Source organism: Amycolatopsis lurida, assembly GCF_900105055.1.
Lineage (GTDB): Bacteria > Actinomycetota > Actinomycetes > Mycobacteriales > Pseudonocardiaceae > Amycolatopsis > Amycolatopsis lurida.
This window is the reverse complement of the sequence record NZ_FNTA01000004.1, coordinates 1,724,752-1,749,170: the sequence shown is the minus strand read 5'-3', so window position 1 is coordinate 1,749,170 and position 24,419 is coordinate 1,724,752. Positions and strand designations below refer to the sequence as shown.

The 24,419-nt window shown below is 69.1% G+C and carries 18 protein-coding genes and 1 pseudogene; 8 read left to right on the top strand and 11 right to left on the bottom strand.

Annotation, left to right across the window (positions count from 1 at the left end; genetic code table 11):
- Positions 1 to 267: 267 nt before the first annotated feature.
- Both BLW75_RS13325 and BLW75_RS13320 read right to left on the bottom strand, forming a co-directional pair.
- Positions 268 to 1,689 (bottom strand): amino acid permease, encoded by a 1,422-nt coding sequence (locus tag BLW75_RS13325; protein ID WP_034324607.1) that lies wholly within the window; start codon positions 1,687 to 1,689, stop codon positions 268 to 270.
- A gap of 89 nt (positions 1,690 to 1,778) precedes the next feature.
- Entirely contained in the window at positions 1,779 to 2,894 is a 1,116-nt protein-coding gene (locus tag BLW75_RS13320) for a BTAD domain-containing putative transcriptional regulator (protein WP_091597530.1), read from the bottom strand.
- A gap of 70 nt (positions 2,895 to 2,964) precedes the next feature.
- Between BLW75_RS13320 and BLW75_RS13315 the strand changes: the two genes are divergently transcribed.
- Together BLW75_RS13315 and BLW75_RS13310 are read left to right on the top strand one after the other, a co-directional pair.
- Positions 2,965 to 3,981, top strand: coding sequence for a hypothetical protein (locus BLW75_RS13315; RefSeq protein WP_034324589.1), 1,017 nt, complete (start codon positions 2,965 to 2,967; stop codon positions 3,979 to 3,981).
- The gene (locus BLW75_RS13310; RefSeq protein ID WP_034324586.1) at positions 3,981 to 5,174 is read left to right on the top strand and encodes a hypothetical protein; all 1,194 of its coding nucleotides are present in this window, start codon (positions 3,981 to 3,983) and stop codon (positions 5,172 to 5,174) included. The genes BLW75_RS13315 and BLW75_RS13310 overlap by 1 nt, the downstream gene beginning before the upstream one ends.
- A 59-nt stretch (positions 5,175 to 5,233) precedes the next feature.
- Here BLW75_RS13310 and BLW75_RS13305 read toward each other — a convergent pair whose 3' ends face one another.
- From BLW75_RS13305 to BLW75_RS13295, 3 genes are read right to left on the bottom strand one after another with little or no spacing between them, the layout of a single operon-like run.
- Complete coding sequence (locus BLW75_RS13305; RefSeq protein WP_091597527.1) at positions 5,234 to 6,616, bottom strand: serine/threonine-protein kinase; 1,383 nt, start codon at positions 6,614 to 6,616, stop codon at positions 5,234 to 5,236.
- 25 nt (positions 6,617 to 6,641) lie between these two features.
- Positions 6,642 to 7,265, bottom strand: coding sequence for a DUF2238 domain-containing protein (locus BLW75_RS13300; RefSeq protein WP_034324583.1), 624 nt, complete (start codon positions 7,263 to 7,265; stop codon positions 6,642 to 6,644).
- A 34-nt stretch (positions 7,266 to 7,299) separates the two neighbouring features.
- Complete coding sequence (locus tag BLW75_RS13295; RefSeq protein WP_034324581.1) at positions 7,300 to 8,079, bottom strand: isocitrate lyase/PEP mutase family protein; 780 nt, start codon at positions 8,077 to 8,079, stop codon at positions 7,300 to 7,302.
- A 97-nt stretch (positions 8,080 to 8,176) separates the two neighbouring features.
- On the opposite strand from BLW75_RS13295, the gene BLW75_RS13290 reads away from it, so the two are divergent.
- On the top strand, positions 8,177 to 8,542 hold the full coding sequence (locus BLW75_RS13290; RefSeq protein WP_091597524.1) for an effector-associated constant component EACC1: 366 nt from the start codon (positions 8,177 to 8,179) through the stop codon (positions 8,540 to 8,542).
- A 165-nt stretch (positions 8,543 to 8,707) separates the two neighbouring features.
- Positions 8,708 to 11,668: a hypothetical protein gene (locus tag BLW75_RS13285; protein WP_091597521.1), complete on the top strand. Its 2,961-nt coding sequence runs from the start codon at positions 8,708 to 8,710 to the stop codon at positions 11,666 to 11,668.
- A 6-nt stretch (positions 11,669 to 11,674) separates the two neighbouring features.
- Here the strand turns inward: BLW75_RS13285 and BLW75_RS13280 are convergent, their stop codons facing one another.
- The gene (locus BLW75_RS13280; RefSeq protein ID WP_034321704.1) at positions 11,675 to 12,919 is read right to left on the bottom strand and encodes a PucR family transcriptional regulator; all 1,245 of its coding nucleotides are present in this window, start codon (positions 12,917 to 12,919) and stop codon (positions 11,675 to 11,677) included.
- Between the two features lie 89 nt (positions 12,920 to 13,008).
- Here BLW75_RS13280 and BLW75_RS13275 point away from each other — a divergent pair, with 89 nt between their 5' ends.
- From BLW75_RS13275 to BLW75_RS13265, 3 genes are read left to right on the top strand one after another with little or no spacing between them, the layout of a single operon-like run.
- Positions 13,009 to 14,502, top strand: coding sequence for a flavin-containing monooxygenase (locus BLW75_RS13275; protein ID WP_034321707.1), 1,494 nt, complete (start codon positions 13,009 to 13,011; stop codon positions 14,500 to 14,502).
- On the top strand, positions 14,499 to 15,398 hold the full coding sequence (locus BLW75_RS13270) for an alpha/beta fold hydrolase (protein ID WP_034321709.1): 900 nt from the start codon (positions 14,499 to 14,501) through the stop codon (positions 15,396 to 15,398). Before BLW75_RS13275 ends, BLW75_RS13270 begins: the two co-directional genes overlap by 4 nt.
- Positions 15,395 to 16,243 carry an SDR family NAD(P)-dependent oxidoreductase gene (locus BLW75_RS13265; RefSeq protein ID WP_034321712.1) on the top strand — a complete coding sequence of 283 codons (849 nt, stop codon included), beginning with the start codon at positions 15,395 to 15,397 and terminating at the stop codon, positions 16,241 to 16,243. The genes BLW75_RS13270 and BLW75_RS13265 overlap by 4 nt, the downstream gene beginning before the upstream one ends.
- Here BLW75_RS13265 and BLW75_RS13260 read toward each other — a convergent pair.
- The 4 genes and pseudogenes from BLW75_RS13260 to BLW75_RS13250 form a co-directional block, all read right to left on the bottom strand.
- Positions 16,240 to 16,884 carry a TetR/AcrR family transcriptional regulator gene (locus BLW75_RS13260; protein WP_241784030.1) on the bottom strand — a complete coding sequence of 215 codons (645 nt, stop codon included), beginning with the start codon at positions 16,882 to 16,884 and terminating at the stop codon, positions 16,240 to 16,242. The genes BLW75_RS13265 and BLW75_RS13260 overlap by 4 nt on opposite strands.
- Before the next feature lie 87 nt (positions 16,885 to 16,971).
- On the bottom strand, positions 16,972 to 17,193 hold the full coding sequence (locus tag BLW75_RS43935) for a lipase family protein (protein ID WP_277815021.1): 222 nt from the start codon (positions 17,191 to 17,193) through the stop codon (positions 16,972 to 16,974).
- A 133-nt stretch (positions 17,194 to 17,326) separates the two neighbouring features.
- Positions 17,327 to 18,286, bottom strand: a pseudogene (locus BLW75_RS13255) (lipase family protein); the annotation flags it as partial.
- A gap of 336 nt (positions 18,287 to 18,622) precedes the next feature.
- Positions 18,623 to 19,777, bottom strand: a complete 1,155-nt coding sequence (locus BLW75_RS13250) for a thioester domain-containing protein (protein WP_034321719.1) — start codon at positions 19,775 to 19,777, stop codon at positions 18,623 to 18,625.
- An 814-nt stretch (positions 19,778 to 20,591) separates the two neighbouring features.
- Here BLW75_RS13250 and BLW75_RS13245 point away from each other — a divergent pair.
- Complete coding sequence (locus BLW75_RS13245) at positions 20,592 to 22,682, top strand: tetratricopeptide repeat protein (protein WP_091597518.1); 2,091 nt, start codon at positions 20,592 to 20,594, stop codon at positions 22,680 to 22,682.
- A 299-nt stretch (positions 22,683 to 22,981) separates the two neighbouring features.
- Here the strand turns inward: BLW75_RS13245 and BLW75_RS13240 are convergent, their stop codons facing one another.
- Positions 22,982 to 24,199: a hypothetical protein gene (locus BLW75_RS13240; RefSeq protein ID WP_034321722.1), complete on the bottom strand. Its 1,218-nt coding sequence runs from the start codon at positions 24,197 to 24,199 to the stop codon at positions 22,982 to 22,984.
- Positions 24,200 to 24,419: the final 220 nt, after the last annotated feature.

Here is a 24,419-nt window from a genome sequence, read left to right as displayed (position 1 = left end):
TGGACTGGAAACCGGCCTTTATGTCACTTACATCAGCTTTCGGTTGTACGGGTTCTTCATAACAGAAGGGAGCGCGGGGCGTCGCCGTCTCTTGAGCGGAGGCGGGGAATGAGGTGAGGGACAGGGCGAGGCACGCGGTCAGCACGGTAATGCCATATCGGCGCATAAGGACCTCGGTTCACGGTAGGGTTTTCCGTGGGTCGGACGGAAGTGTCCCCCACCGATCACCGTCATTCAATGATCCAGCCCGTACTACGGCTGTACAGGCTAGGAATTATGGCGGCGAACGGGTGAATCCAGGGCCAGCCGGGATCGGCGCATGCTGTAACCGAAGTAGACGAGCAGGCCGAGCGCCATCCATCCGGCGAAGACGATCCAGGTCTCCCCGTCGAGGCTGAGCATCATGTAACCGCAGCACAGCACCCCGAGGATCGGCGTGACGGGGGAGAACGGCACCCGGAACGAGCGAGGCGCCTCCGGTTGCCGCTTTCGCAGCAGCAGGACGGCGACGTTCACCAGCCCGAAGGCGAACAGCGTGCCGATGCTGGTGGCGTCGGCCAGTTTCCCGAGCGGGATGAACGCGGCCAGCGTCGCGACGAAGCCGGAGACCACCAGCGTGTTGATCCGGGGCGTGCCGGTCTTGGAGTCCACTTTGGACAGCGAGGCGGGGACAAGGCCGTCGCGGGACATCGAGAACAGGATGCGCGTCTGTCCGTAGAGGACGGTCAGCACGACACTGGAGATCGCCACGATCGCGCCGACGGCGAGCAACCCGGCCCACAGCGGATTGCCGGACACGGCGCCGAGCACGTGCGAGAGCGCGGCCTCCTGGCCGTCGAAGTCCTGCCACGGCAGGGCGCCGACCGCGGCCACGGCGACCAGGCAGTACAGCACGGTGACGATCGCGAGTGAGAGCAGGATCGCCCTCGGCAGGTCCCGTTGCGGGTTCTTCGCCTCCTCGCCCGCGGTCGAGGCCGCGTCGAAACCGATGTAGGAGAAGAAGAGTTTCGCGGCACCGGCGCTCAGCCCGGCGAGGCCGAGCGGCAGGAACGGGGTGAAGTTCGCCGCCCGCACCGCGGAGAACGCGATCGCGCAGAACAGCACCAGCGTGCCGACCTTGATCACGACCATGATCGCGTTGGCCCGCGCGCTCTCCTTCGCGCCGGACAGCAACAGGAACATGGCGAGCAGCACGACGACGATGGCCGGGACGTTGACGATCCCGCCCGAGCCCGGTGGCTGGCTGAACGCGTCGGGGATGGCGAAACCGAACGTCAGTCGCAGCAGTTCGTTGAGGTACTGCCCCCAGCCGACGGCCACCGACGCCACGGAGACGCCGTACTCGAGTACCAGGCACCAGCCGCAGACCCAGGCGACCAGCTCACCGAGCGTCGCGTAGGCGTAGGAGTAGGACGAACCGGACACCGGGATCATTCCGGCGAGCTCCGCGTAGGAGAGCGCCGAGAACAGCGCGGTGACACCGGCGAGCACGAACGACAGCACGACCGCGGGGCCCGCCACGGGGACCGCTTCGCCGAGCACGACGAAGATCCCGCTGCCCAGCGTCGCGCCGATGCTGAGCATCGTCAGCTGCCCGAGGCCGAGGGATCGCTTCAGCGTGCCGTGATCACTGTCGGCGATCAAATCGGCGACCGGTTTCCGCCGCACCGCCGCGGCTCGCAGAGTCATGCCGAGGACCGTATCTGCCGTGTTGAACACGCAGAACAGGAGATCGTTGCTTGGTTACCTGGATTACAGGTTATTCGTGAAGAATCGTTCTACCGGGTGGTCCCGTCGACCGGGCTGACCGCCGCGCCGCCGCTCGTCACCGCCAGTACCGTGTCGCCGCAGCGTACGACGTCGCCGGGTGCGAGCGGGACCGGCCCCGCGATCCGCTCGCCGTTGTGGAAGGTCCCGTTGCGCGACCCGAGGTCCACCAGGACGGTGCCGCCCTCGCCGACGGTGATCTCGGCGTGGGCGCGGGAAACGGCGCCGTCGTGCCGGAGCGCGACGTCGGCGCTCGCGTCCCGCCCGATCGCCAGCCGCCCGAGCGCGGGCAACTCCCGCAGACGCGCCCGCCCCGCCCCGTCGACCCAGGTCAGCGTCGGCCGCCCGGCCCCGGCGGCGCCAGGGGCGGCCACCCGCAGCAGGGTCGCCGTTCCGGCGTGGGCGAGTACCGCGCGTTCCAGTTCCCGCAGCGCCGGCCCCGGATCGACGCCCGCTTCCTCGGCCAGCACCCGCCGCGCCTGCCGGAACCGGTCGAGCGCCTCGGCCTGGCGTCCTTCCTGGTAGAGCGCGACCATCAGCTGACCCCAGAAGCGTTCCCGCAGCGGATGCTCGGAGACCAGGTCCTCGAGCTCCCGGACCAGGCCGGGGACGTCACCCGCGCGCAGATCCGCGGCGAGCCGCGCCTCCAGTGCCTCCCAGCGCATCTCCGCGTAGAGGCCGCGCGCGGGGTCGAAGGCGGCGTGATCCGGCAGGTCCGCGCAGAACGGACCCCGCCACACTGCGAGCGCCCGCCGGTATCCCGCCGCGGCACCTTCGCCGTCGCGTGCCCGCTCGGCCGCCCTCGCCCGGCCGATCGCGTCCTCGGCCTCGCGGATGTCGGCGTGGACGCCGAGAAGCCGGTAACCCGCCGGGCCGTGGAGCAGGGAGCCACCGTACGCACCCAGGTTCTGCCTCAGGTTGTGCACGTGGACCTGCACGGTGGCGCGGGACGCGGGTTTGCCGGTGTCGGAGTAGATCGCCTCCGCCAGCCTGTCCGCGTTCACCGGTGCCTCCCCGGCCGCGGCGAGCACGGCGAGGACCGCACGCGGCCGCAGGCCACCGGGAGTGGCGGGCACGCCGTCGACGACCAGCTCCACCGGTCCCAGCAGCCGCACCTCCACCGTCACGGGCCGATCATCCCAGGTTCCTCCGGAAGCTTGAAGCGAGCTTGAAGCGGGATGGGCTTAACTGACCGCCATGACCACATTGATCGCACTCGAAGACGTGGTGGACCGGCACGGGCGCGACGCGCTGTCCGACCCGATCGTCCTCACCGGCGCTCTACGCAGTCTTCCCGACCCGCCTCCCGACGGCGAGATCAACCTGCTCGCCGCGGCGGCGGGGGCGGGTGCGGCCCAGCGGATGCGCTCCGTGCTCGAAGACGGGGGCAGTCCCGCCGCGGCACACCGGGCCGCGACAGCGGCTTGCGGCGGTGACGCCGGTGCGAAGTGGGCGTGCGCGCAACTGGGCGCGGCACTCGGCTATCTCCCGAGGGACGCCTCCACCGACGAGCCGACCGCCGTCCTGACCGGGGAAAAGCCGAAGCGCGCCAAAGGGTTCGCCGTGATCGCCGGTGCCGTCGCGGCGGCGGTCCTCGTCGTGACCGTGGCGAACCTCGTGCTGGTCGGTGGCGACGAACCGAAGCGTCCCGCCGATCCGCCGACGGTACCGCCGTCGGGGTCCGAGACCACCACGTTGCCCATGGGCTCGGCGCCCCAGCGCGAATCCGCCCCGGCGCCGGTTCCCGAGGAGGCGGCCGCGGTCTTCAAGGACCCGAAGTTGCTCGCCGCCGCGAAGCCGTACCTCGATCATCCGGACGTCCGCTGTGAGGCGGCGAAATCCATCGTGAGTGTCCGGGAAACCGTCAACTGCGAGCTGGGTTCGGGCATCATCGCCAGCTTCCGCGTGCTGTTCTTCCCCGGCCAGCTCACCACTCTGCGCAAGGTGCTGCAGACCGACAACGACGGTGCGCGGCCGGGATCGATCCGGACGTTGCGCTGGGAGTACGTGCCGGGGCAGCCGGGTATCCGCGCGGGTATCCCGGCAGGCACCCCGCGTACCGGCGACGGCACCCGGATCCGTTTCCTGGAGCCGGAAAACGGCTACGCGCGGCTCTACTTCGACGAGGACGCCACCGGGGTCGCCGTCTACATGCAGGCGGGCACCGACGATCAGCAGGTGCTCCGCAAGTTCTGGGCGGACCCGGACGCGTGATGGAAGACCAAGACCCCCGGCTCGCCGAAGTCGTCCGCCGCTTCGGGCGCCACGCGCTGACCGACCCGGTGGCGCTCCGATCCGCCTTGGAGCAGTCCGGAAACGCCTTCACTCCAGCCGAAATCGACGCGCTCGTGGCCGCGTCGCTCGACCCCGGACAGACCGGCCCGCCGCTGAACCCCACCCGCGCGGAGAACCGGCTCACCTGGGGCGGCCGTCAGAACCGCACGACACGAGCGCTTCCCTCACGAGCACGCAGGAAGTGGCTTCTCGGCGGAGCGGTACTGCTGGTGGCCGCGCTCGCGACCGGAGTGGTGCTCTTCGTCCAGGGCGAGGAAGAGCCCGCGGCACCACCGCCGGACCGGTACGCGCTCGACCAGGTCGCCGGCCGCTACCGCGCGCTCGGTGCCCGCTTGCTCGACGGCGCGGTCCGGTGCGCCCAGCAGCCCGCGAAGCCCGGTGAGATGGAACGGGTCGGCTGCGACGCCGGGCTGTACGCCCTCACCCTGGTCACCTACGACGTGCCGGGCAGGCTCACCGAGTCCAGGGCGCTCGCGAGCGCCGCCGGAGCGGTGCGTTCGGCGGGCAATGCCGGTCAAGGCGCGGCCTTCGCGATGCGAGAACTCCCTTCCGGGGAATCGACGGTCTACTGGGACGTCGACAGTCCGCGTCCGGTCAGCGCGACACTGACGGCACGGAAAACCGGGCTTCCCGCCCTGGTGGAGTTCTACGACGCGCGTCAGTTCGGGGTGCTCAAGCGCCCGGAGGTGCCCGGGGCCGCGTTCTCCTCCGGGGCGCTGTGGGACTTCGCGCAGGCGCACGTGCTCAACGAGCAGTCCGCGAAATGCCAGGCGGTCCCCGCCACGACCGGCACCGCGGAGACGGTCAAATGCCCGTTGGCCGATGGCGCGATGCTGGTGTTCAGCTCGGCGTCCGACCACGACGCGCTGATCAAGCTGCGTTCGGAGAACTCGGCGAACGGCGGGGTGGTGCCCGGGAGCGTCGAGGTGCGGACCTGGAACCGCCTCGGCGGCCCGGTCGTCGGCCAGTTCATCCGGTTCGTCACGGCGGACGACCGCAGCCCGGCCATCTATTTCGACGACGACGCGACACTGATCTACGGCTGGTTCTTCGGCGCACCGGGCTCTTCGCCGGAGGCGCTGCTGGAGCGCTGGCAGCGCGGCTCGCGGTGACTCAGAGCCTGTCGGTGGAGCTGCGACGCGATCGCGGACGCGGGTTCACCAACGGACACTCAGCCGAACCGGATCGCCGCGAAGAAGTCCTCGACGGCGCGCAGATCGGCGGGATAAGGCGTGCCGAGGCGGCCGTCGAGCACCGACACGGTGGCGTGTTCGTCGTCGGTCCAGGCGTACCGGGTGGTCGTGCCGAGCACCGTGCACACGAGTGTGCCGCGGTGCCCGTCGCGCGACCACGACTGCTTGGCGGGCAGGTCGGCGGGGCATTTGCCGGCGGTGAGACCGGCCGGATCCGTCCCCGCGCCGGTGCGCAGGTAAGCGGTGGCCGCGTCGGCGTCGTCGAGGGCGGCGATCCGGAGTTCGCCGGTTTCACCGCCGGTCTGGCAGACGACCTGCGCACGGACCCCCTCATCGGCCGCCGCCACCGGTGCGCAGGTGAGCCCGGACGGCGTGCTGCGGCCGATCCGGTCGGCGGCGGGTGGCCCCGGCGCCATCAGGAAGACCGCCGCCAGCACGATCGCGATCACCAGCGCGGCACCGGCCACCAGACCCGCCACCAAACCGGTCCGGCGGCGGCGAGGCGGCTCGACGGCGACACCGGCGGGCAGCGCCTCGGCGCGGATGGCCCGGATCCGGTCGCGTACTTCACGCACCGTCGGACGGTCGCGGGAATCCTTGGCCAGCAACGACTTCAGTAGATCATTGACCGCGACGGTGCGCGGATCGCCGACCACCAGCTGCGGGATCGGTGCCCTGTCGTGCGCCACGATCACCTCGGGCTGGCTGCCGTGGTAAGGCAGCTCGCCGGTCAGCGTCACCCACAGCAGGCAGCCCACCGCGTAGACGTCCGAAGCGGCGGTGGCGGGTTCGCCGCGAAGACGTTCTGGCGCCATGTAACCGACGGTGCCGATCACGCCGCTGGTCTCCGCGCCGCGGTCGATCTCGGCCGACCGCGCGATGCCGAAGTCGCACAGATAGGCGAAATCCTCGTCGTGGTGCGCGGCGCGAGGCCGCAGCAGGACGTTGGCCGCCTTGACGTCACGGTGCACGACGCCGATCGCGTGCGCGTCACCGAGCGCTGAGACCACCTGGTCCACCACCGCCAGCGCCCGGTCCGGGTCCATCGGCCCGGTTTCGAGCACCTTGGCCAGGTCGGGCCCGTCGGCGAGTTGCATCGCCAGGTACAGGCAGCCGTCCACCTCGCCGTGGTCGTACACCGCGACGACATGCGGCGAATCGAGCCTGGCCAGCGCCGCCGCCTCACGGCCGAAGCGTTCGCGGTACACCGGGTCTTCGGCGTAGTGGGGTGGCAGGACCTTCAGCGCCACCGGTCGCCGCATGCGGTGCTGCCACGCGCGATAGACCACGCCCATCCCGCCGCGGCCGAGGATCCCGTCGATCCGGAACCCCCCGAAGTCCTCACCGACGCGCGGCGTCATGCGGTTCCCCAGTCACGCGAGAACTCTAACCCGCGCGATCGTCCCGGAGTTGCCGATCGTGCACTCTGCGCCAGATCAGCAGGGAAAGCACCGCGCCGCACAGGCAGAGGAACATGTCCCACTGCGTGTCCCACACGTCTCCCTGGGTGCCGAGGAAATCGTCCGCGCCCGCACCGGCGACCATCGCGCTGAGCCATTCCACGAACTCGAAACCGGCGGCGATCGTCACGCAGACGCAGACGGTCAGGAACGCGACCCAGGCACCGGGCCGCAACGGCGTCCGGCGCAGCAGCACCTCGCGCACGGCGATCGCCGGGACGAAACCCTGGACGACGTGGGCGAACCGATCGTAGTTGTTCCGCTGAGTGCCCATCAGCCCCTGCACCCATTCCCCGGCCGGGGTCTCCGCGTAGGTGTACTGCCCGCCGTAACACAGCACGATCGCGTGCAGCACCAGCAGCCAGCACAGCAGGCGGGTCAAGGGAAAACGTTTGCGCAGGGCCACCACCAGCGGCAGCCCGATCAGCACCCAGACGACTTCCAGCAGCCAGGTGCCGGGGGACCTGGCCAGGACACCGGTCACCACGAGCACGGCGACCACGGAGCCGGCCAGCAGGATCCCTTCCGTCCGGCCGACTCCGCGCACCATGCGTGGGACCCTACTGCGACGGGCCCCGGCTCGCTCAGTTCAGCTTGCGCATGTCGGCGGGCAGCCCGCCGCCGGCGTAGACGTCTTCGGCGAGCTTCGCCAGCGCGGTGAGCGCGACGTTCTGGCTGAACGGCCCGTAGGACACCCGGGAGACGCCGAGCTTCTGGGCGGTGGCCAGCGGGATCGATCCCGGGACGCCGATCAGGTTCACCTTGCGCTCGCCCAGCGCCTCGACCAGCCTGCCGACCTGGGTCTCGTCGAGCTTGCCGGGCACGAAGACGTTCGACGCGCCGGCGTCCAGGTACGCGCGGCCCCGGGCGATCGCGTCGGCCAGCACCTCCTCGGGGTCACGGTCGCCCGCCCGGAGGAAGGCGTCGGTGCGGGCGTTGAGCACGAAGTCGATCCCCGCGGACTGGGCGGCGGCGACCGCGGCCTCGACGGCCTTGACCGACTCGTCCAGCGGTTTCATCTGGTCTTCGAGGTTGCAACCGACCGCGCCCGCCTCGATCGCCCGGGCGACCGTGCCGCCCGGGTCGCCGTAACCGGCCTCCAGGTCCGCGGTGACCGGCAGATCGCCCGCCACCCGCACGATCAGGGCGACCTCGGAGATCATCTCGTCGCGGGGGATCACCTCGCCGTCGGGATAGCCACGGGCGGCGGCGATACCGTGACTCGGGGTGGCGAGCGCCTGCGTACCGGGCGTTTCGGCGACGACCTTCGCGGTGATCGCGTCCCAGACGTTGACGACGAGCAGCAGTTCGGGGGCGGCGTGCAATTCCTGCAGCCGGGTGGCCTTCTCGGCGATGGAAACCATGCCCTCAATCTAGAGGTTTCGCCCGGCGGCGCCGATTCCCTGTTACGCCCCGGCCCGGGGCCGCGACTGGTAGGGACAGCACTTCGAGGGAGGTCCCATGGAGCTGACGATCAACGCCGCAGGCGACGAACAAGCGCTGACCGAGTTCTACAGCTGGCTCCGCGACGACGCCGACGTGACCCGGTCCGCGACGATCAGCCTCGCGGGATCCCGGAGCACGGGGGAGATCGGGGACTTCGAGGTCATCTGCATGTCCATCGGTTCCCTGACCGGGCTGGCGAATCTGGGGATCGCTTGGGGCAACTTCCTGCGCTCCCGCAAGGAAACGCCTCCGTTCACGATCACGGTCGAGGGTGAGTTGACCACCGAACAGCGCGCCATGCTGCGAAACCTCGACCTTCCACTGTGGCCGGACGAACCGGACGGCGGCCGCCCGGCACGATCGGGTGAAACCGGGCGGTAAGCGCTAACGAAGTCGCTCACGCCGCTGCTCGGCCGTATCGACCGCTGGGCGAAGGACCACTGAAACACCTGGCTGCTTCGGACGGCTTCCGCCACGGTCGAAAGCAGGCGCGAGTCCCACCGAGGGGTGGTGACTTGCTGCCGTGCACCCCGAACGGACCGATCGGTGAAAGAGGCGGATGAGCTGGTGGACGTGCTCAACCTGGGCAGGCTGGAACGCGTGCCCGAGGCCACCATGGGTGTGTCCTTGGCCGAGTGCGTGCCGAGCCGGTTGGAGATCCTGCCGGTGCGGGGCACGATCCGGGACATCGCGGGCTTGCCGGATGACACCGCGTACGTTCGGCGGGACCACGACGACTCCCTTCGCGCGAAGGTCGCGCCGGTCGTCGGAGGGGCGAGCGGGATCGTCACCCTCATCAGCGAATCGACGGCGGGCAAGAAGCGCTCCGCGTGGGAAGCGATCCGATGGACACGGCCGGGGGAGCCGGACCCCTGGATGGCCGACTGGTGGTTGATGCCGAGCATCAGCCCCAGTGATCCGCGCGAGTTGCTGGACTCGCTCGGAAAGGTCGGGCCGCGAACGGCCATCTGGCTGCCGAAGGCCGAGCGCTACTTCAAGGAACCCGGCGCCGGCGTCGGCAACAAGATCGCGAAGGTCCTCCGGGAGCTGCTTCACGATGCCGAGCGCGGGCCGGTGCTGATCATCACGACGCTGCGCACCAAGTTCTGGCGGTTGCTGACGGCGCAGCCCTCGGAGGGCAAGGATCTCTTTCCCCATGTTCGCCTGCTCTTGGCGGGCAGCAGCGTCGTCGTGCCCGACACGTTCAGCGGCGTGGAGGAGGACAGGGCCCTGTCGTGCGCCGATCCGCGGCTCGCCGAAGCGGTCTCGCGTGCCGAGGCGGGACGCGTGATCCAGTACCTCGTCGACGTTCCTGACCTTCAGGAGCGCTACGACACGGCAGGCGCGGGCGAGCGGGCGATCCTCGACTGCGCGGTCGACGCGCTCGTCGCCGCGCACGGTCCGTGGCTGCCGCTCGACCTTCTCGAGGCGGGTTCGGCTCTGCATCTGTCTTCGGGGGCGCGTAGTGGCCTCGGCGACCGATGGTTCTCCGACGCGATCGACGAACTGACCCGTCGAGGAAACGGCGGGCGGAGCGTCCTGGTCGAGCGTGAGGCGGCGGGCGGCCCGCGGTTCTACCGGTTCGACGACTACCTCGAACGCAGGCAAGTGGCCGACATCGCCCGGCCGCGCCTGCCTGACAAGCGCCTCTGGGACGTCTTGATTCGCCACGCGGGCCGGACGAGCCTGTCCGCGATGGCCCAGGAGTGTGAAAGGCGGGGCCTCCTCGAACAAGCGGCCCGCTTCTATCTCCGGGCTGCGAAAGAAGGCGAGGAAAGGGCCCGGCTCGATCTGGCGGGACTGCTGAGCCGTGCCGGTCGTATCGACGAAGCGCTCGAACAGTACGCCCACTTCGACGCCGGCCACGACGCGAAGATCGCCGCGGCCGAGATGCTGCTGTCGGCCGGGCGGCCGGAAGAAGTCGTCCACTGCCTCGCGAGACTGGTCGAGCGGCGGCACAAGCGTGCGACCACCCTGACGGCCATGGCGTACAACGATCTGGGGCGGCGGAAGGACGCACTGCGCCTTTACGGCGACCTCGCGCAGCACGGCGACGGCACGGCCGCCGCCGTCGCCGCCGACATGCTGGCCGTCACCACCGGTGTGCCGTCGGCGGTGGAATGGCTGATGTCCCTGGACAACCACAACAGCCCGGAGATCCTGCGAGCCGCCGCGGACATGCTCACGGATCACCAGGAGATCAAGTACGCCCTGGACACCCTGGAGAGCCTGGGCGTCGCGGGCAAGCATCACGCCTACCTGCTCGGCGCGGAGATCCTGGTCGCGCACCATCTCCTCGAGGACGCACTGGACTGGAGTGAGACGGCGGTCGACTGCGAGGTCCCGGGCGCACTGGCGTCCGCCGCGCGGATCAACGCCTTGGCGGGCTTCTTCGATGTGGCGATGACGCATGCGGTGAACGCCTCGGCGAAAGGGAACCCCGAGGCGTTCACCGCGGTCGGTGATGTTCTCGCCGCCAAGGGGCTGATAAGGCGCGCGCTCGAGTGTTATCAGCAAGCCATCGACGAGGGCGACGAATCCGCCCTGGCGAAAGCTGCGGAGGTGTCGGCGGCCGCGGGGTGGACGGCCGAGGCCATCGGATTTTTTCGCCGCGCCCAGCGGTTCGAACGGGCACCGCGGCCTGAAGACCTGGCCACTGCGCTGTGCCGGGCAGGGTGCTACAAGGAGGCTTTCGAGTGGTACGTCAAAACCGTCGACCTTTCGACTCCGGACATTCTCGTCCCGCTCAGTGACTTCCTGCTCCACGAAGGGGCCATCGCCCACGTGGTGAACAGCTATTCGCGGCAAGCCGACGTCGGCAAGGGGCAGGCCTTCTGCTGGGTCGCCGAAGGACTGGTCGCGGCCGATCGGGTGGAAGCGGAGACCGACACGCGTCTGTTCGAGCGGAGTCTCGGGCCGGTCGCGGTGCGGGGCAAGAAACTGACCGCGGCGGTGGACGCCTTCACGACCGCGGTGGCCGAGGGATACGCGCCCGCGCGTATGCGCGCCGTCGAGGTGCAGTTGGACCTGCACCGTTCCTACGACGCCAAACGCCTTCTCGAAAAATGTGACGCCGCTGATCCGCGTTACGCCCATAATCATGTGCTCGCGCTGGCGGTCGAAGGGGAATTCGAGAAGGCGCTGGCAGAACTCGAGAAACAGCTCGCGAACTCCGACACGGCGGCCGTCGCCTCGGTCGCGATGTCGCTCCTGGAGCGAAAAGAACACCGGGAGAAGGGGATCGCCCTCCTCGAAAGGGGCATCAGCGCCGGTGACGTGAAGTCTCGCGTGTGTCTCGCCGATCAGCTGCGTCGTGAAGCCCGCTACACCGATGCCCTGGATCACTACCTCATCGCCCTGGCCCATGGGCATACCGAGGCGTGGGGAAGCATCGAAACACTCTTCGCGAAGATGAAGGACCGCAGCGGTCGCCTCCGGTTGCGCAAGTACGGAGTGACGCCCGACGGTACGGTCTCGCCGCCCTGGTCCGTGAACACGCTCGAGTGAACTGTCTCAAGCGCCGCTTCCCAGCCACCGCAACGTTTCCAGCGCGACGGCCACGTCCACCGCGTTCTCCGCCAGCGGCCGGGGGAGTAGTTCGTCGGCCCGAGCCAGCCGCCGGACGACGGTGTTCCGATGGGTGTAGAGCCGCTCCGCGGTCCGCGTCGTGTTGCCCAGTTCGTGCACGTAGGCCCGCACGGTCTCCCGGGTCTCGGCGTCGGCGTGGCGGAGTTCGCCGAGGGTGTCCGCGATGAATTCGTCCGCCTGCGCCGGATCGCCGGTGAGCAGGGCGAGTAGCTGGATGTCCTGGTACCGCGCGATCTGCTGCGGCGAGGTGAGCCGGGCGAGCATCCGCTGGGTGGCGGCGGCGTCCAGATGGCTGCGGCGGAACCCGTCGATCCCGCTGCCGGGCCGTCCCAGCGCGATCCGGACGCCCGCGTGCGGCGCGAGGTCTTCGGCGAGCCGGTCCGCGCGCGGCGGGGTCCGGCCGGGCAGCCAGACCCACAGGGCGGCGGCGCTGGCGACGACGGTCAGCCGGTGTGAAGCGCCGCTCGCCCGCATGAGCGTCTCCGCGGCGGTTTCGAGTTCCTGGGACGACGGTGTCGCCGAGCCGCTCCAGACGATCGCGGCCGTATGCGGGCCGGCGAGCGGGTAGCCGAGCTGGGCTTCGGCCCGTGAACGGCTGATGGGCGCACCTTCCAGCAGCAGCGTGACCGTGGCCCGCCGTTCGGCGTGGGCGCCGCGGGTCAGTTCCGAGCGTTCGGCGGCCATCCTTTCGGACACCGCGGCGACGGTGTCCTCGATGAACGTGGTGATCGACAGCGACGAGACGTCCAGCAGTTCGCGGAGCAGGACCGGGTCCGACGTGAGGTCGAAACAGATCTCGATCCACCGGCGCCAGGCGACTCCCTGCGCCCGCCGGTAGGCGTCGAGGCCGCCGGAGTCGAAGCCGCGGCGCACCATGTCGCGAGCGCCGTCCAGTACCTCCCGGTTCAGGTTGGCGGCGACCCGTTCACCGGGGCGCTGCACGTTGGCGGCCGCCCAGTGCAGCAGATTCGCCAGATTGGCGCGTTTGGTCCCCTCGGTGAGCACGGGGTCCTCGGCGACCGCGCGCATACTGTCCCCGCCGAGCGAGGCCTCGTGCAGCTCCTCGATCCATTCGGCACGCGGATGCAGCACGATCTCCGCGCCCCGCCGGAAGAGGTCACGCGCCTCAGGTGAGAGGGTCGGCCACGGTGATGCGGCACTTTGCACCATCCATACATCATGATGGTGCAGATAGCGCTAGCGCAATTCCCCGCCCGACCCGCATCGTGGAGGGAACCGAGACGAGGCTGGAGTACCGCATGACGACGAGCACCCCCGTCGAGCACCTCGACGTGGTCATCATCGGTGCCGGGATTTCCGGGATCGGGGCCGCGCGCTATCTGAAGACCGAGAACCCGGGCAAGACGTTCGCCATCCTGGAGGCACGCGGCGCGTCCGGCGGCACCTGGGACCTGTTCCGCTACCCGGGTATCCGGTCGGACTCCGATCTCCACACCTTCGGCTACGAGTTCAAGCCGTGGCGGGACAAGCAGTCCATCGCCGACGCGCCCCGGATCCTGTCGTACCTGCGCGAGACGGTCGCCGAGAACGGCCTCGAGCCCGCCATCCGCTACCACCACAAGCTGCTCTCGGCCGCCTGGTCGAGCGACGAGGCCCGCTGGCTGCTCGAGATCGAGCGGACCGACACCGGTGAGCGCACCAGCCTCAGCGCGGGCTGGGTGTTCAACGCGGGTGGTTACTACCGCTACGACGAGGGCTTCACCCCGCGCTTCGAGGGCCGGGACCGGTTCACCGGCACGATCGTGCACCCGCAGCACTGGCCGGAGGACCTCGACTACGCGGGCAAGCGGGTCGTCGTGATCGGCAGTGGCGCCACCGCGGTCACCCTGATCCCGGCGATGGCGGGCACCGCGGCGCACGTGACGATGCTGCAGCGCACCCCGACCTACGTCATGCCGGTGCCGCGCGAGGACAAGATCGCCAACGGCCTGCGCAAGATCCTCGGCGAGGAGCGGGCGTACGCGCTCACCCGCCGCAAGAACATCCGCAAGGGACTGGCGGTCTGGCAGTTCTGCCAGAAGTTCCCGAAGACCGCGCGCGGGCTCATCCGCTACGTCAACAAGAAGCAGCTTCCCCAGGGCTATCCGGTCGACGAGCACTTCAACCCGCCGTACGACCCGTGGGACCAGCGGCTGTGCGCCGTGCCCGGCGGTGACCTGTTCGCCGCCATCCGCAGGGGGCAGGCCGACGTCGTCACCGACAAGATCGCGACCTTCACCGAAAAGGGGATTCTGCTCGAATCCGGGCGCGAGCTGGAGGCGGACATCATCGTCACCGCCACCGGCCTGAACCTCCAGGTGTTCGGCGGGGCGAAGCTCAGTGTCGACGGCAAACCGGTGAACCTGCCGGAAACCGTCGCGTACAAGGGCATGATGCTTTCGGACGTGCCGAACGCCGCGTTCGCGATCGGCTACACGAACTCGTCGTGGACGCTCAAGATCGGCCTGCTGTGCGAGCATTTCTGCCGTCTGCTGGCGCATATGGACGCCCACGGCTACGACGTCTGCCGTCCCGTCGTCGCCGACCCGGACATGCCGACGAAGCCGTTCCTGGACTTCGCCGCCGGATACGTCCAGCGAGCCCTCGACCAGCTCCCGCGCCAGGGTGACCGCATGCCGTGGCTGACGTCGATGAGCTACCACTCGGACATCAAGTTGCTGCGCGCGGACGACATCACCGATCCGGAGTTGCACTTCTCCCGCGTCGAGGCCCGGGAAGCGGTGAGCTCGTGACCGACAGCTTCGCCGAGCTGCCCGGCGGCCCGAAGATCTGTTACCGCGAAGACGGCCCGGCCGACGGTGTGCCGCTGGTGCTGATCGCCGGCCTCGGCCTGGATCTCACGTCGTGGCCGCGGGAAATGATCGATGGTTTCACCCGCCGCGGCTTCCGCGTCATCCGGTTCGACAACCGGGACGCGGGCTGCTCGGAGCGCATCAAGGCGCCGAATCCCGGCAAGCTCCGGCAACTGCTGGCCAGGCCGCTCCCGGATGCCTACGACCTGGGCGACATGGCGGCGGACACCGTCGGCCTGCTGGACCACCTGGGCGTCGAGCAGGCGCATCTGGTCGGCATGTCGATGGGCGGCATGATCGCGCAGACCGTCGCCGCCCGGAAGCCCGGCCGGGTCCTGTCGCTGACGTCGATCTTCTCCACGACCGGGCACCGCCGCGTCGGGCAGCCCGCGAAGTCGACGCTGGTGCGCATGGCGAGGCGGCCCGCTCAGACGGTCGAGGAATCCGTGGCCGGGCACCTGTCGCTGATGGGCCACCTCGGTTCGGCCACGTTCCCGCTGGACAAGGACGTCGAAACGGCGTGGGCCGAGGGCCTGTGGGAACGGGCCGGGGGACGGCGCGCCCGCAGCGGCATCGCCCGCCAGATCGGCGCCATCCAGGCCAGCGGCGACCGCACCGCCGAACTCGCCCGCATCACCTGCCCGACGGTCGTGGTCCACGGCGACACCGACCGCATGGTCCACCACAGCGGCGGGCGGGCGACCGCCAAGGCCATCAGGGGCGCCCGCTACGTCGAAATCCCCGGAATGGGCCACCACATCGCCCCGGACCTGGTCGAGCGGCTCGTCGAGCTGACCGCCGAACTGGCCCTCGACCCGGCAGGAGAAACCCGATGAGCGGTGTTCGCGGCAAGGTCGCCGTCGTCACCGGTGCCGGTTCCGGCATCGGCCGTCAGCTGGCGCTCGAACTCGCGCGGCGCGGAGCCCGGCTCGCGGTGTCCGATGTGGACGAAACCGGACTGGCCGAAACCGTCGCCCAGGTCAAAGCCCTTGGCGTGGAAGTGCAGGGTGCCGCGCTGGACGTCAGCGACCGGGCGGCGGTGCTGGAGTACGCGACCGCCGTCGCTGGGCAGTTCGGTGTCGTGCACCAGATCTACAACAACGCGGGGATCGCCGGCGGCGGGCAGACCGTGCTCGACGCCGACTGGGAGCTGTACGACCGCACGCTCGCGGTCAACCTCTTCGGCGTCATCAACGGCACCAAGGCCTTCCTGCCGCATCTGATCGACTCCGGCGACGGCCAGGTCGTCAACATCTCCAGTCTCAACGGTTTCCTGGCCCAGCCGACACTCAGTGCCTACTGTGCCAGCAAATTCGGCGTCCGCGGGTTCACCGAGGCCCTGCGCACCGAGATGATCGCGGCCGGACATCCGGTGCGGGTGACGGTCGTCCACCCGGGCGGGGTCAAGACCGGTATCGCCTCGGCGGCGTTGAAGGAAGCCGAGGCCCGCGGGATCGAGCCCACCGCCGAACAGCGGGAACGCGTCCGGGTGTACAACGAAAAGCTGCTGAAGATGCCTGCCGACCAGGCCGCCCGCATCATCGTCGACGGCGTCGAGGCCGGGAAGCCGCGGGTGCTCGTCGGGAACGACGCGAAACTGGTCGACCGGCTCGTCCGGCTGCTCCCGCGGCGGTACCCGAAACTGATCGTCGAGTTCGAGCGGCGGCGTCTCGCCCGCTAGGCGTCGACGCTCCGGTGCCCGAACAAGCCGAGCAGCCAGGTGTAGCGGACGGCTTCGCGAGCCTGTTCGTACGCGTCTTCCGTGCCGATCCAGATGGCCTGAGTGATCAGTTCGATGGTGGCGGCGACGACCGTGCGTGCCGTGAACGGCGGCGGTGACGGCAGCGAGGGGTCGGTGGCACGCAGCCAGCTCGCCGTCCGGTCGAAGACGGCTTCCCCGGCACGCAAGGTGTTCTCCCGTACTTCGAGGCCCGCGTCGCCGAGCGCGTAGATCTCCAGCAGGACGGCACGGACGGCGATGGGGCGCCGGTGCACGTAGTCGACGAGGAAGTCGCAGCAGGCGGCGACGGCGTCCAGCGGGGTCGCGGCCTCGGCGCCCGCGGCGACGCCCTGGCTGATGAACTCGGTGGTGACCTCGCGGTAGGCGGCGAGGAACGCGTCCTGTTTGCCGGTGAACTGTTCGTAGAACGAGGTCCGGGACACCCCCGCCGTGGCGGTGATGTGGCCGACGGTGGTGGCGACGTAGCCGCGCTTGCCGGTGTTCTCCAGAACGGCGTCGATCAGCCGGGCGCGCTGGGTTCCGGCGACCTCGTCCCGGCTCAGGTTGTGCGGCCCCTTCGGCAGCTTGCGGTGCTCGGTCACGTGCGGCACCGTACCGGTCCGGAAGTCCGTGAAGGCCTCCTCAAGGGACCCAGAGTCCCTCAAGGAGGCCTTCACGGACACGCGGGGTCAGCTGACCGGCACCTCCGGGGCAAGGGAGTTACCGGGGGCGATCTTCCCGCAGCTGGTCGGGGCCGCCTTGCCCGCGAACCGGTCGTTGAGCCAGCCGATGGCCTGCGGCGCCCAGGCGACGGCCGCCCCGACGTGGCTCAGCGTGTTGTACTGGTCGTACTTGATCGACTTGTTGCCGGTGTCGCAGTACTGCCGCGCGAGCGAGCGAGCGCACGTCACCGGCGACCATCACCCCGTCGCCGGTCCCGATCCCCGGGGGATTGCCGAAAGTGCCTTCCACGACACCGTTGTTGCCCTGCGCGATGTAGCCGGGCACCGTGGGTGTCGGGGCGGAACCGAGGTTGATCTTGTTGACGGCCTCGACGTACGGCAGCACCTTGTTCGGGTTGACGTACTCGGGCTTGACGAATTTCTCCCACGTCAGCCCGGGATACCGGCCGAGCGCGTCGACGATCGACGCCTTTTCCATGTCCTTGAGCACCTGAAGGCCGTAAGAATTCGCGTACGGCTTGAGATCGATGTCGAAGGATCGCGAGACGCCGATGAGCGCCATCGGAATGACCCCGGTCCACGCGACGCTGCCGTTGACGTACTTGAGGTTGTGCGACGGCTTGACGAGCACTCCGCCTTCGGTGAAACCGACCAGGTTCTTGTTGACCTCGGGCGCGTAATCCGGCGCGAGCGCGGCGGCCCAGCCCGTCGCGATGGCACCACCCGAATACCCGATGAGACCGAACCGGGTCTTGTCGTTCATCCCGGTTCCCGGAGCCCGCGTCGCGGCACGGATCGAATCCAGGGTGTTCGTCCCGTATTCCGGCCCGGCGGCGAAGTTCGCCTTCTGGCCTTCGGTGTCGGGAATGACGACGTTGTAGCCCAGCAGCAGGGCGGGCGCGATGAACAGCGACTCCGCGTTGGCGATCAGGCCGCCGAGCGAGACGTCACCGGCGATCGCCCGCGACGGGCCGTGTTCGGGGTTGAGCGAATCGTAGAACGATTGGTACGAAACGGCTTTCGTGCTGTCGCCGGTGAGGCTTCGCAGCACCGAAGTGACGTTGGCGGACGGCTTCCCTTGCGCGTCGGTGGACCGGTACAGCAACTGGGTCACCTTGAGCGGCGTGGAAATGCCGATGACGTGGTAATTGAGCGTCCGGGTCTTCAAAACGGCACCGGGACTGTACGACGACAATGGTTCGCTGCCGTCGTAGCTGTAGAACGGGTCGGTGGCGGGGGCGGCGGAGGCGGCGGGCGCGGCGGCGAAACCGACGATGAGGGCGATCGCGACGGCTAGCAGACGAGCGGGCTTTCGGGTCATGACTCCCCTTTGAATCATGAAGTGGATCACGTTTGGATGCCCGGAACCTACCAGCCGGTAACCGATGGTGTACAGACCCGTACATCATTGATCGCGCGATTTCGACGTTTCTTTTACTCGCGTTGGGACGGAGCACGGCTCGGAAAGGGTGCGGGTTGTGATCCAGCACAAAAACGGCAGTGCGCGGCGCGCGGGTGGGGGCGAGCGATCGCACCCTGGCGCGGCTCTCCGAAGCCGATCTCGGCATGACCTTCCCGCGATGGCGCACGCCTGCGGCCGGTGAACGCGAAAGCGGGGCCGGTCCACAAAGGACCGGCCCCGCTGTTCGTTCGGTTCTTACGCCTCGCTACGGCGACGGCGCACCAGCAGCACCATCAGCGCACCCGCGCCGAGGAGCGCGCCGCCGATGATCAGCGGCATGGTCGCGGAAGCACCGGTGTTGGCCAGCTCGTCGCCGCCACCCGATTCGGCGCCACCGGGGGTGGCGGGGGCCGGGGTTTCGGTGACGGGCGCGCCGCCCTGCTTCCAGTTCGCGGTCGCGTTCGCGACGACCGAGGTCTTCTCGGACTCCGCGACGATCAGGGACTGCGCGGGCACCTTGGCGTAGTTCTCGCCCACGAACAGGCGACCGGTGTCGAGGCGGCCGCTCACCTTCAGCGCGAACGAGCCGGAGCCGTCCTTGGCGTCCTTGGGGACGTCGACGTAGACCTTGGTGCCGTCCTTGATGGCGGCGGCCTTGATCTCCTTGCCGTCGGCGTCGGTGACCTTGACGCCCTCGGGCAGCTTGCTCGTCAGCTCGGTGATGTCACCGTTGGTGGCGATGCTGAACGGGCCGATCTTGGAGCCGGTCGCGCCCGAGGCCTTGGCCGGGCCGATGTCGAGGGTCGGCTTCGGCTGCTGTCCGATGCCGACGTTCTGCTTGCCCGTGAGGTAGTCGTAGACGGCCAGCACGTCGGCGGACTCTTCGGCGCTCTCGTAGGGCAGCGGCTTCTTGCGGTCGAGGTTCTTGCCGTCACTGAAGTGCCAGACGGCGGCCTGCGTCGCGGTCACGGCCTCCTCGACGGACAAACCGTCGGTCAGCTTGACGTCCTTGCCGAGCGCGCCCTCGAGCGCCTTCACGGCGACGGCCGGGTAGCCGTGGTGCAGGACCCAGTTGATCTTGGAGCTGTTCTTGTTGAACGGCGAAGCGGCGTCCGGGTACTTGTTCCACGGACGTTCGATCATGTCCTGATCGGTGCGCATGTCGACCTCGACCTGCACGCAGTACATCTTGAGCTTGCTGCCATCGGACAGCTTCAGCCCGAACAGCTTCGTGACGTAGTGCTGCCCGCCCTCGAAGTTGACGCTGAAACCATCGGTGCCGGAACCTTCGACGACCCGGCCCCGCGCCGCGCCGTCGTCGGCGAGGGCGGCCGGAGCGGCCATCGTCAGCGCGACGGCCGCGGTGGCCACCGCGATCCCGCCACGAACCAGAACTGACCTGCCGTGCATGTGTCTCCTATCCGGATACGGACCACGAATGCCAGCGCCGCATGCGACCACAGGCCCCGACCGCAACGGCTCGCCCGATCGGGGGATGACTAATCCCATCGAGCGAGAGCGGAGCATACAGAAGTCTCACATGTGGCTACTCAGGGGTATGGCTGATGTCCGATTTGCCCGCCGATACGAGTGAACGACCGGAAAACGATCTTGGGCGAGTGGGTGGCCTGCCGCGCGTGAATCCCGCGGTCGCCACGGCGCCGCGGCGTGTGGTCCAGGGGTGGCCTGAGGCGTGGGTGATCGAAGGGGAGTGGCTCGAAAAGAAATTGTCCGGCAGGTCATGGAGCGGCTTGCCGAATCGATTCCGGTACCCTTTTCCTTACCGGCGGATCTTCTTTCCGTTGTGTTCGCTCTTTCGCTTGCCCGCGAGCGGAGAAGTGGTCGCCGGTGGGTGGAGTGTCGGAGGTCACAGTATGTGGCGATATGCCCCGAGCCTCCTGCGTTCAGGTGTATCAAGCGTTTGTGACGGGGTTGTCGCCTTGGTTCTTTCGGGTAGATGTCCCTGCCTTGCCGGGAGGGGCACCGCTCGGCGCGGTAGACAGGGAGGTTCGGGGATTCCCGGGGTGGACGTGGCGGTGTGGCACGACGAGGATCCGTGCCCGGTTGTTGCGCGGATAAAAGAATATGGCCGTGTGGGGAGACACGAGCATGCGATCTTTGGCACGTGACCCGCGACTTTTTTCGTCGTGGACTTCTGTTCTCGAAGGTGAAAAATCGCGTTTGCGCAATTCGCGCTCGAATCGCCGCCGGTCGGGGTGCGGTCATGGGAGATGACGGCGCCTCGACGACGGTCGCGCGGTCGCCATCCGGTACTCCGATTCCCCGGCAGTTGCCGCCTGTCCCCGCGTATTTCACGAGCAGGACCGCTGAACTCGAAGCGCTCGACTCCGCCGCGGCCGGCCGGGAGGACGCCTCGGCCGACCGGTCGCCCGCGGTGACCGTGGTGGTCGGGCCCGGCGGGGTGGGCAAGACCGCGCTCGCGGTCACCTGGGCGGTCCGGAACGCCGGACGCTTCCCGTCGGGGCAACTGTATGCGGATCTGCGCGGGTTCTCGCCGGAGACGGCCGTGCCGCCCGAAGACGCGCTCGGAGCGTTCTTGCGGGCACTCGGGGTCTCTCCGGAGCGGGTTCCGGTCGAACTGGCCGAACAAGCGGCGTTGTTCCGGACCACCACCGCGGGGATGCGACTGCTGCTGGTGGTGGACAACGCGATCTCGGCCGCCCAGGTGCGGCCGCTCATCCCGGCTTCGTCGGGCTGCGTCGTCGTGGTCACCAGCAGGCTGAGGCTGGACGGCCTGCACGCCGAGGGCGCCCGGTTCGTCGACATGGCGCCTCTGCCGGAGAAACACGCCGTCGAGCTGTTGACGCGTTCGGTGGGCGAGTCGAGGGTCGCCGGTGAACTTTCGGATGTGACGACCCTGGCGGCCCTGTGCGGCCGCCTGCCGATCGCGCTCCGGGTGGCCGGTGCGAGGTTGGCGTCGCGGCCGACGTGGCCGGTGGCCAGGATGGTGGCGGAGCTCCGTGACGAACGGCTGCGTTTGACGAAGCTGTCGCCGGTGGGGGAGGCGTCGTTGACGGCCACCTTCGATTCGTCGTATTCGGCGTTGTCGCCGCACGCGGCCAGGCTTTACCGGCTGGTCAGTGAGTATCCGGGCCTGACGGTCGAAGTGGGAGCGGCGGCCGCCGCGCTGCGTGTTTCCGGCACCGAGGCCGCGGACGGACTCCAAGAGCTGGCGGACGCCAGCCTGCTCGAAGAGATCCGCGAGGGCGGCTATCGCTTCCACGATCTGGTGCGGCTGCACGCACGGGCGCTACCCGACGACGAACGGTTCGAAGTCGTTCCCCGTATCGCGACCTGGTACCTGCACCGGATGACGCGGGCGAACATGGTGGTGATCCCGATGCGCTGGCGGGTCAGTACCGTGCGCGCCCGCTACGAGGATTCGCCGGCGTTGTTCGCCACCGGTGCCGAAGCCCTTGAATGGCTGGACGAACGGCTGCCGGACATCATCGCGGTGCTGGAAGAGACGTCCGCGCTGCGGCAGGACGAGCTCGCCTGGCAACTGTGCGAAGCCCTCTGGGAACTCTTCCTCTACCGCAAGCACTATCAGCTTTGGATCCGGACGCACGAGGCCGGCATCGCCGCGGCACACCGGTGCGCCCACGCGATCGCCGAAGCACGGTTGCGCTGTCAGCTGGCCCGCGCCTACCTGGATCTAGGACGGTTCGAAGCTGCCGAAAGCGAATGCCTGAAGGCCGTGGAGCTGGCGAAGGGAGCCGGAAGCCGCCACAACGAGTCCGTGGCCCTGGACCAGCTGGGCATGGCGGCGCAAGGTCGTGGCGACTTCGAGCGAGCGGTCGAGCTCTTCGGCCAGAGCCTCGTGATCGAAGGGGAACTCGGGATCGACCGCGGCGTCGCCCAGCGGCACCGGCGGATCGGCGAGGCGTTCCTGCAGGCGGGCCGGACCGCCGACGCCGCCCGGCACCTGCGCCTCGGGCAAGAGCTGTTCAAGGACATCGGCGATGTGAAGGGCGAAGCCGAGCTCACCCTGTCGCTGGCGCGGATCGACGCGCGGGCGGGCGAGATCACCGCGGCGAAGCGCGAGCTCGAACGCGCCGCCGCGGTGTTCGACGAGTCAGGTTCGGCCGTCTATCAGTCCGATGTGCTGGTGGCGTTCGCCGAGGTCGCTGAGCTCGAGGGCGATTTCGGCGCCGCTCGTGGCCATCTGATCAAAGCGCTGGACCTGTGCGGTCCGACCGGCGGGCTGCGGGTGGAACGGGCCCGTGCCCGGTTGGCCGCCTTGGACGCACGGCGCGATCACCCGCAGCAGCCGGAGCCGGCGTCCGGCGAGTGACCACAGATAGGCCCCCGCGCCCGCCAACGCGGCGGACTCGCACGGGATGACGATCAGGTCTCCCGCGCGGTCGCCGACAAGACAGCGCCCCGCGGAACCCGCGACGGCGACGATCGTGAGACCGGGCAGCCGGTCGAAGTCGCTCGCGATCACGCCGCGGGCGTCCGCGACCGCGTGCGGCCCTGAGTGGACGAGCACGTCGGCGAGAGAGGTGCGGGTCCCGTCGTTCGCGCCGGACAGGAGGAACGAGGTTCCCGCGGCGTCGATCCGACAGTTCCCGGCAGTGACGCGCAACCGCGCTACAAAGGCCAGCACGGCAGCACCTCCGCCATCGGCACAGGGGACACCGGGACCGCTCTGCCGGGTTCGGGCAAACCGAGAAGCCGGTACATCTCGGCGCGCAGGATCGCTCCGGCGCGGCCAGGCCGGGACGACAGCAATCCGCGAACGTGCTCGGCCACGCCGACGGACTCCGCCTCGCGCAGCAAAGGGCGAAGAGTGCTGCCGGGTATCCAGCGGGGCGCGTGTTCGGCGATGACCGCGCTGGGCGTGCCCGGCAGCAACGGCTCGGTGCCGTCCACGGCCAAGAGCACCGGTTTGCCGATGGCCGCCGCGTAACCGGTCACGGAGCCGTAGTCGCCGATGACATGATCGGCGGCGATCAAGGCGGCTCGCCAACTCCCTTCGGGGCGCAAAAGCTCGAGCCCGGACCGCAGACTGTCGGCCAGCCAGCTGCGAATCTGCCAGCGGCTGTGGTGCGCCCAGATCTGGGGATGAAGGACACCGAGCACCCGGAAGTCCTCGGGGGGAAGTTCGCTGAGCACCCGTTCGAACAGGTCGTGATGGCGTCCGAAGGCCGAGCGATCGGACCAGGTCGAGGTGACGACCACCAGCCGCCGGTCGTCGGTCACGCCGAGACCTCGCCGGTAGTGATCGCGGAAGGGAAGGCTGGCGACGAGCCGATCCAGCGCGATGTCACCCGCGACGACAGCGGTGGGGACCGCGCGAGGGCAGGTCTCGGCGAGGACGTCCCGCTCGCGGTCGTGGACGAGCACGATCGAGTCGGCGCGCACTCGTCCTTCCCGCATCAGCTGACCCGCGTCGAGCCCGACTTGGGGACTCCAGCCGGACCCGGCGTCCGGGGGCCGCCACGGCCGGTACTGGCCGAATCCTCCGCCGTGGGGGACCAGCAACACCGGCCCCGCGACTTCGTCGATGCCACGCTGGCTGGCGGCGAGGACGAGGTCGTATTCACCGCGCTTGGCCTGTGCCCAGGGCAGGACTATTCCCCCTTGGGCCGCCACGAAGTCGTGAGTGGCGCGCCACGATTCCCACTCCGGAACGGTGAAGGTCGACTGGACACGGTGGTCGGCCTCGAAGAGCGGGAGCAGATCGAGGAGCCGATTCCCGGCGACGATGTGCGGAATCATCACCAGCACGGATTTGACGCCCTTGCGTGTCGCCCAGTGCTGATCGGCGTCGTCCACCGGACTGTGGACCCACGATGACTCGGTCATGAAATTCCCCTCGCTCGAACTCCGGTATCCGCAGTCAGCATGGGAGCGATCGTGGAGAAAAGGGCTTCGGCCGGTTGTCAGTTCATTGACAGATGATCAACGGTGATCGCCGAAGTTTGACAATTAAGCCGATGACCTGGCCTTATGCGCGGACTGGTGGAAAAATGATCCGGCGGGACAGGGGTGGCGAACCCGGGTTCGCCATGGGGAAGGGGCGCAC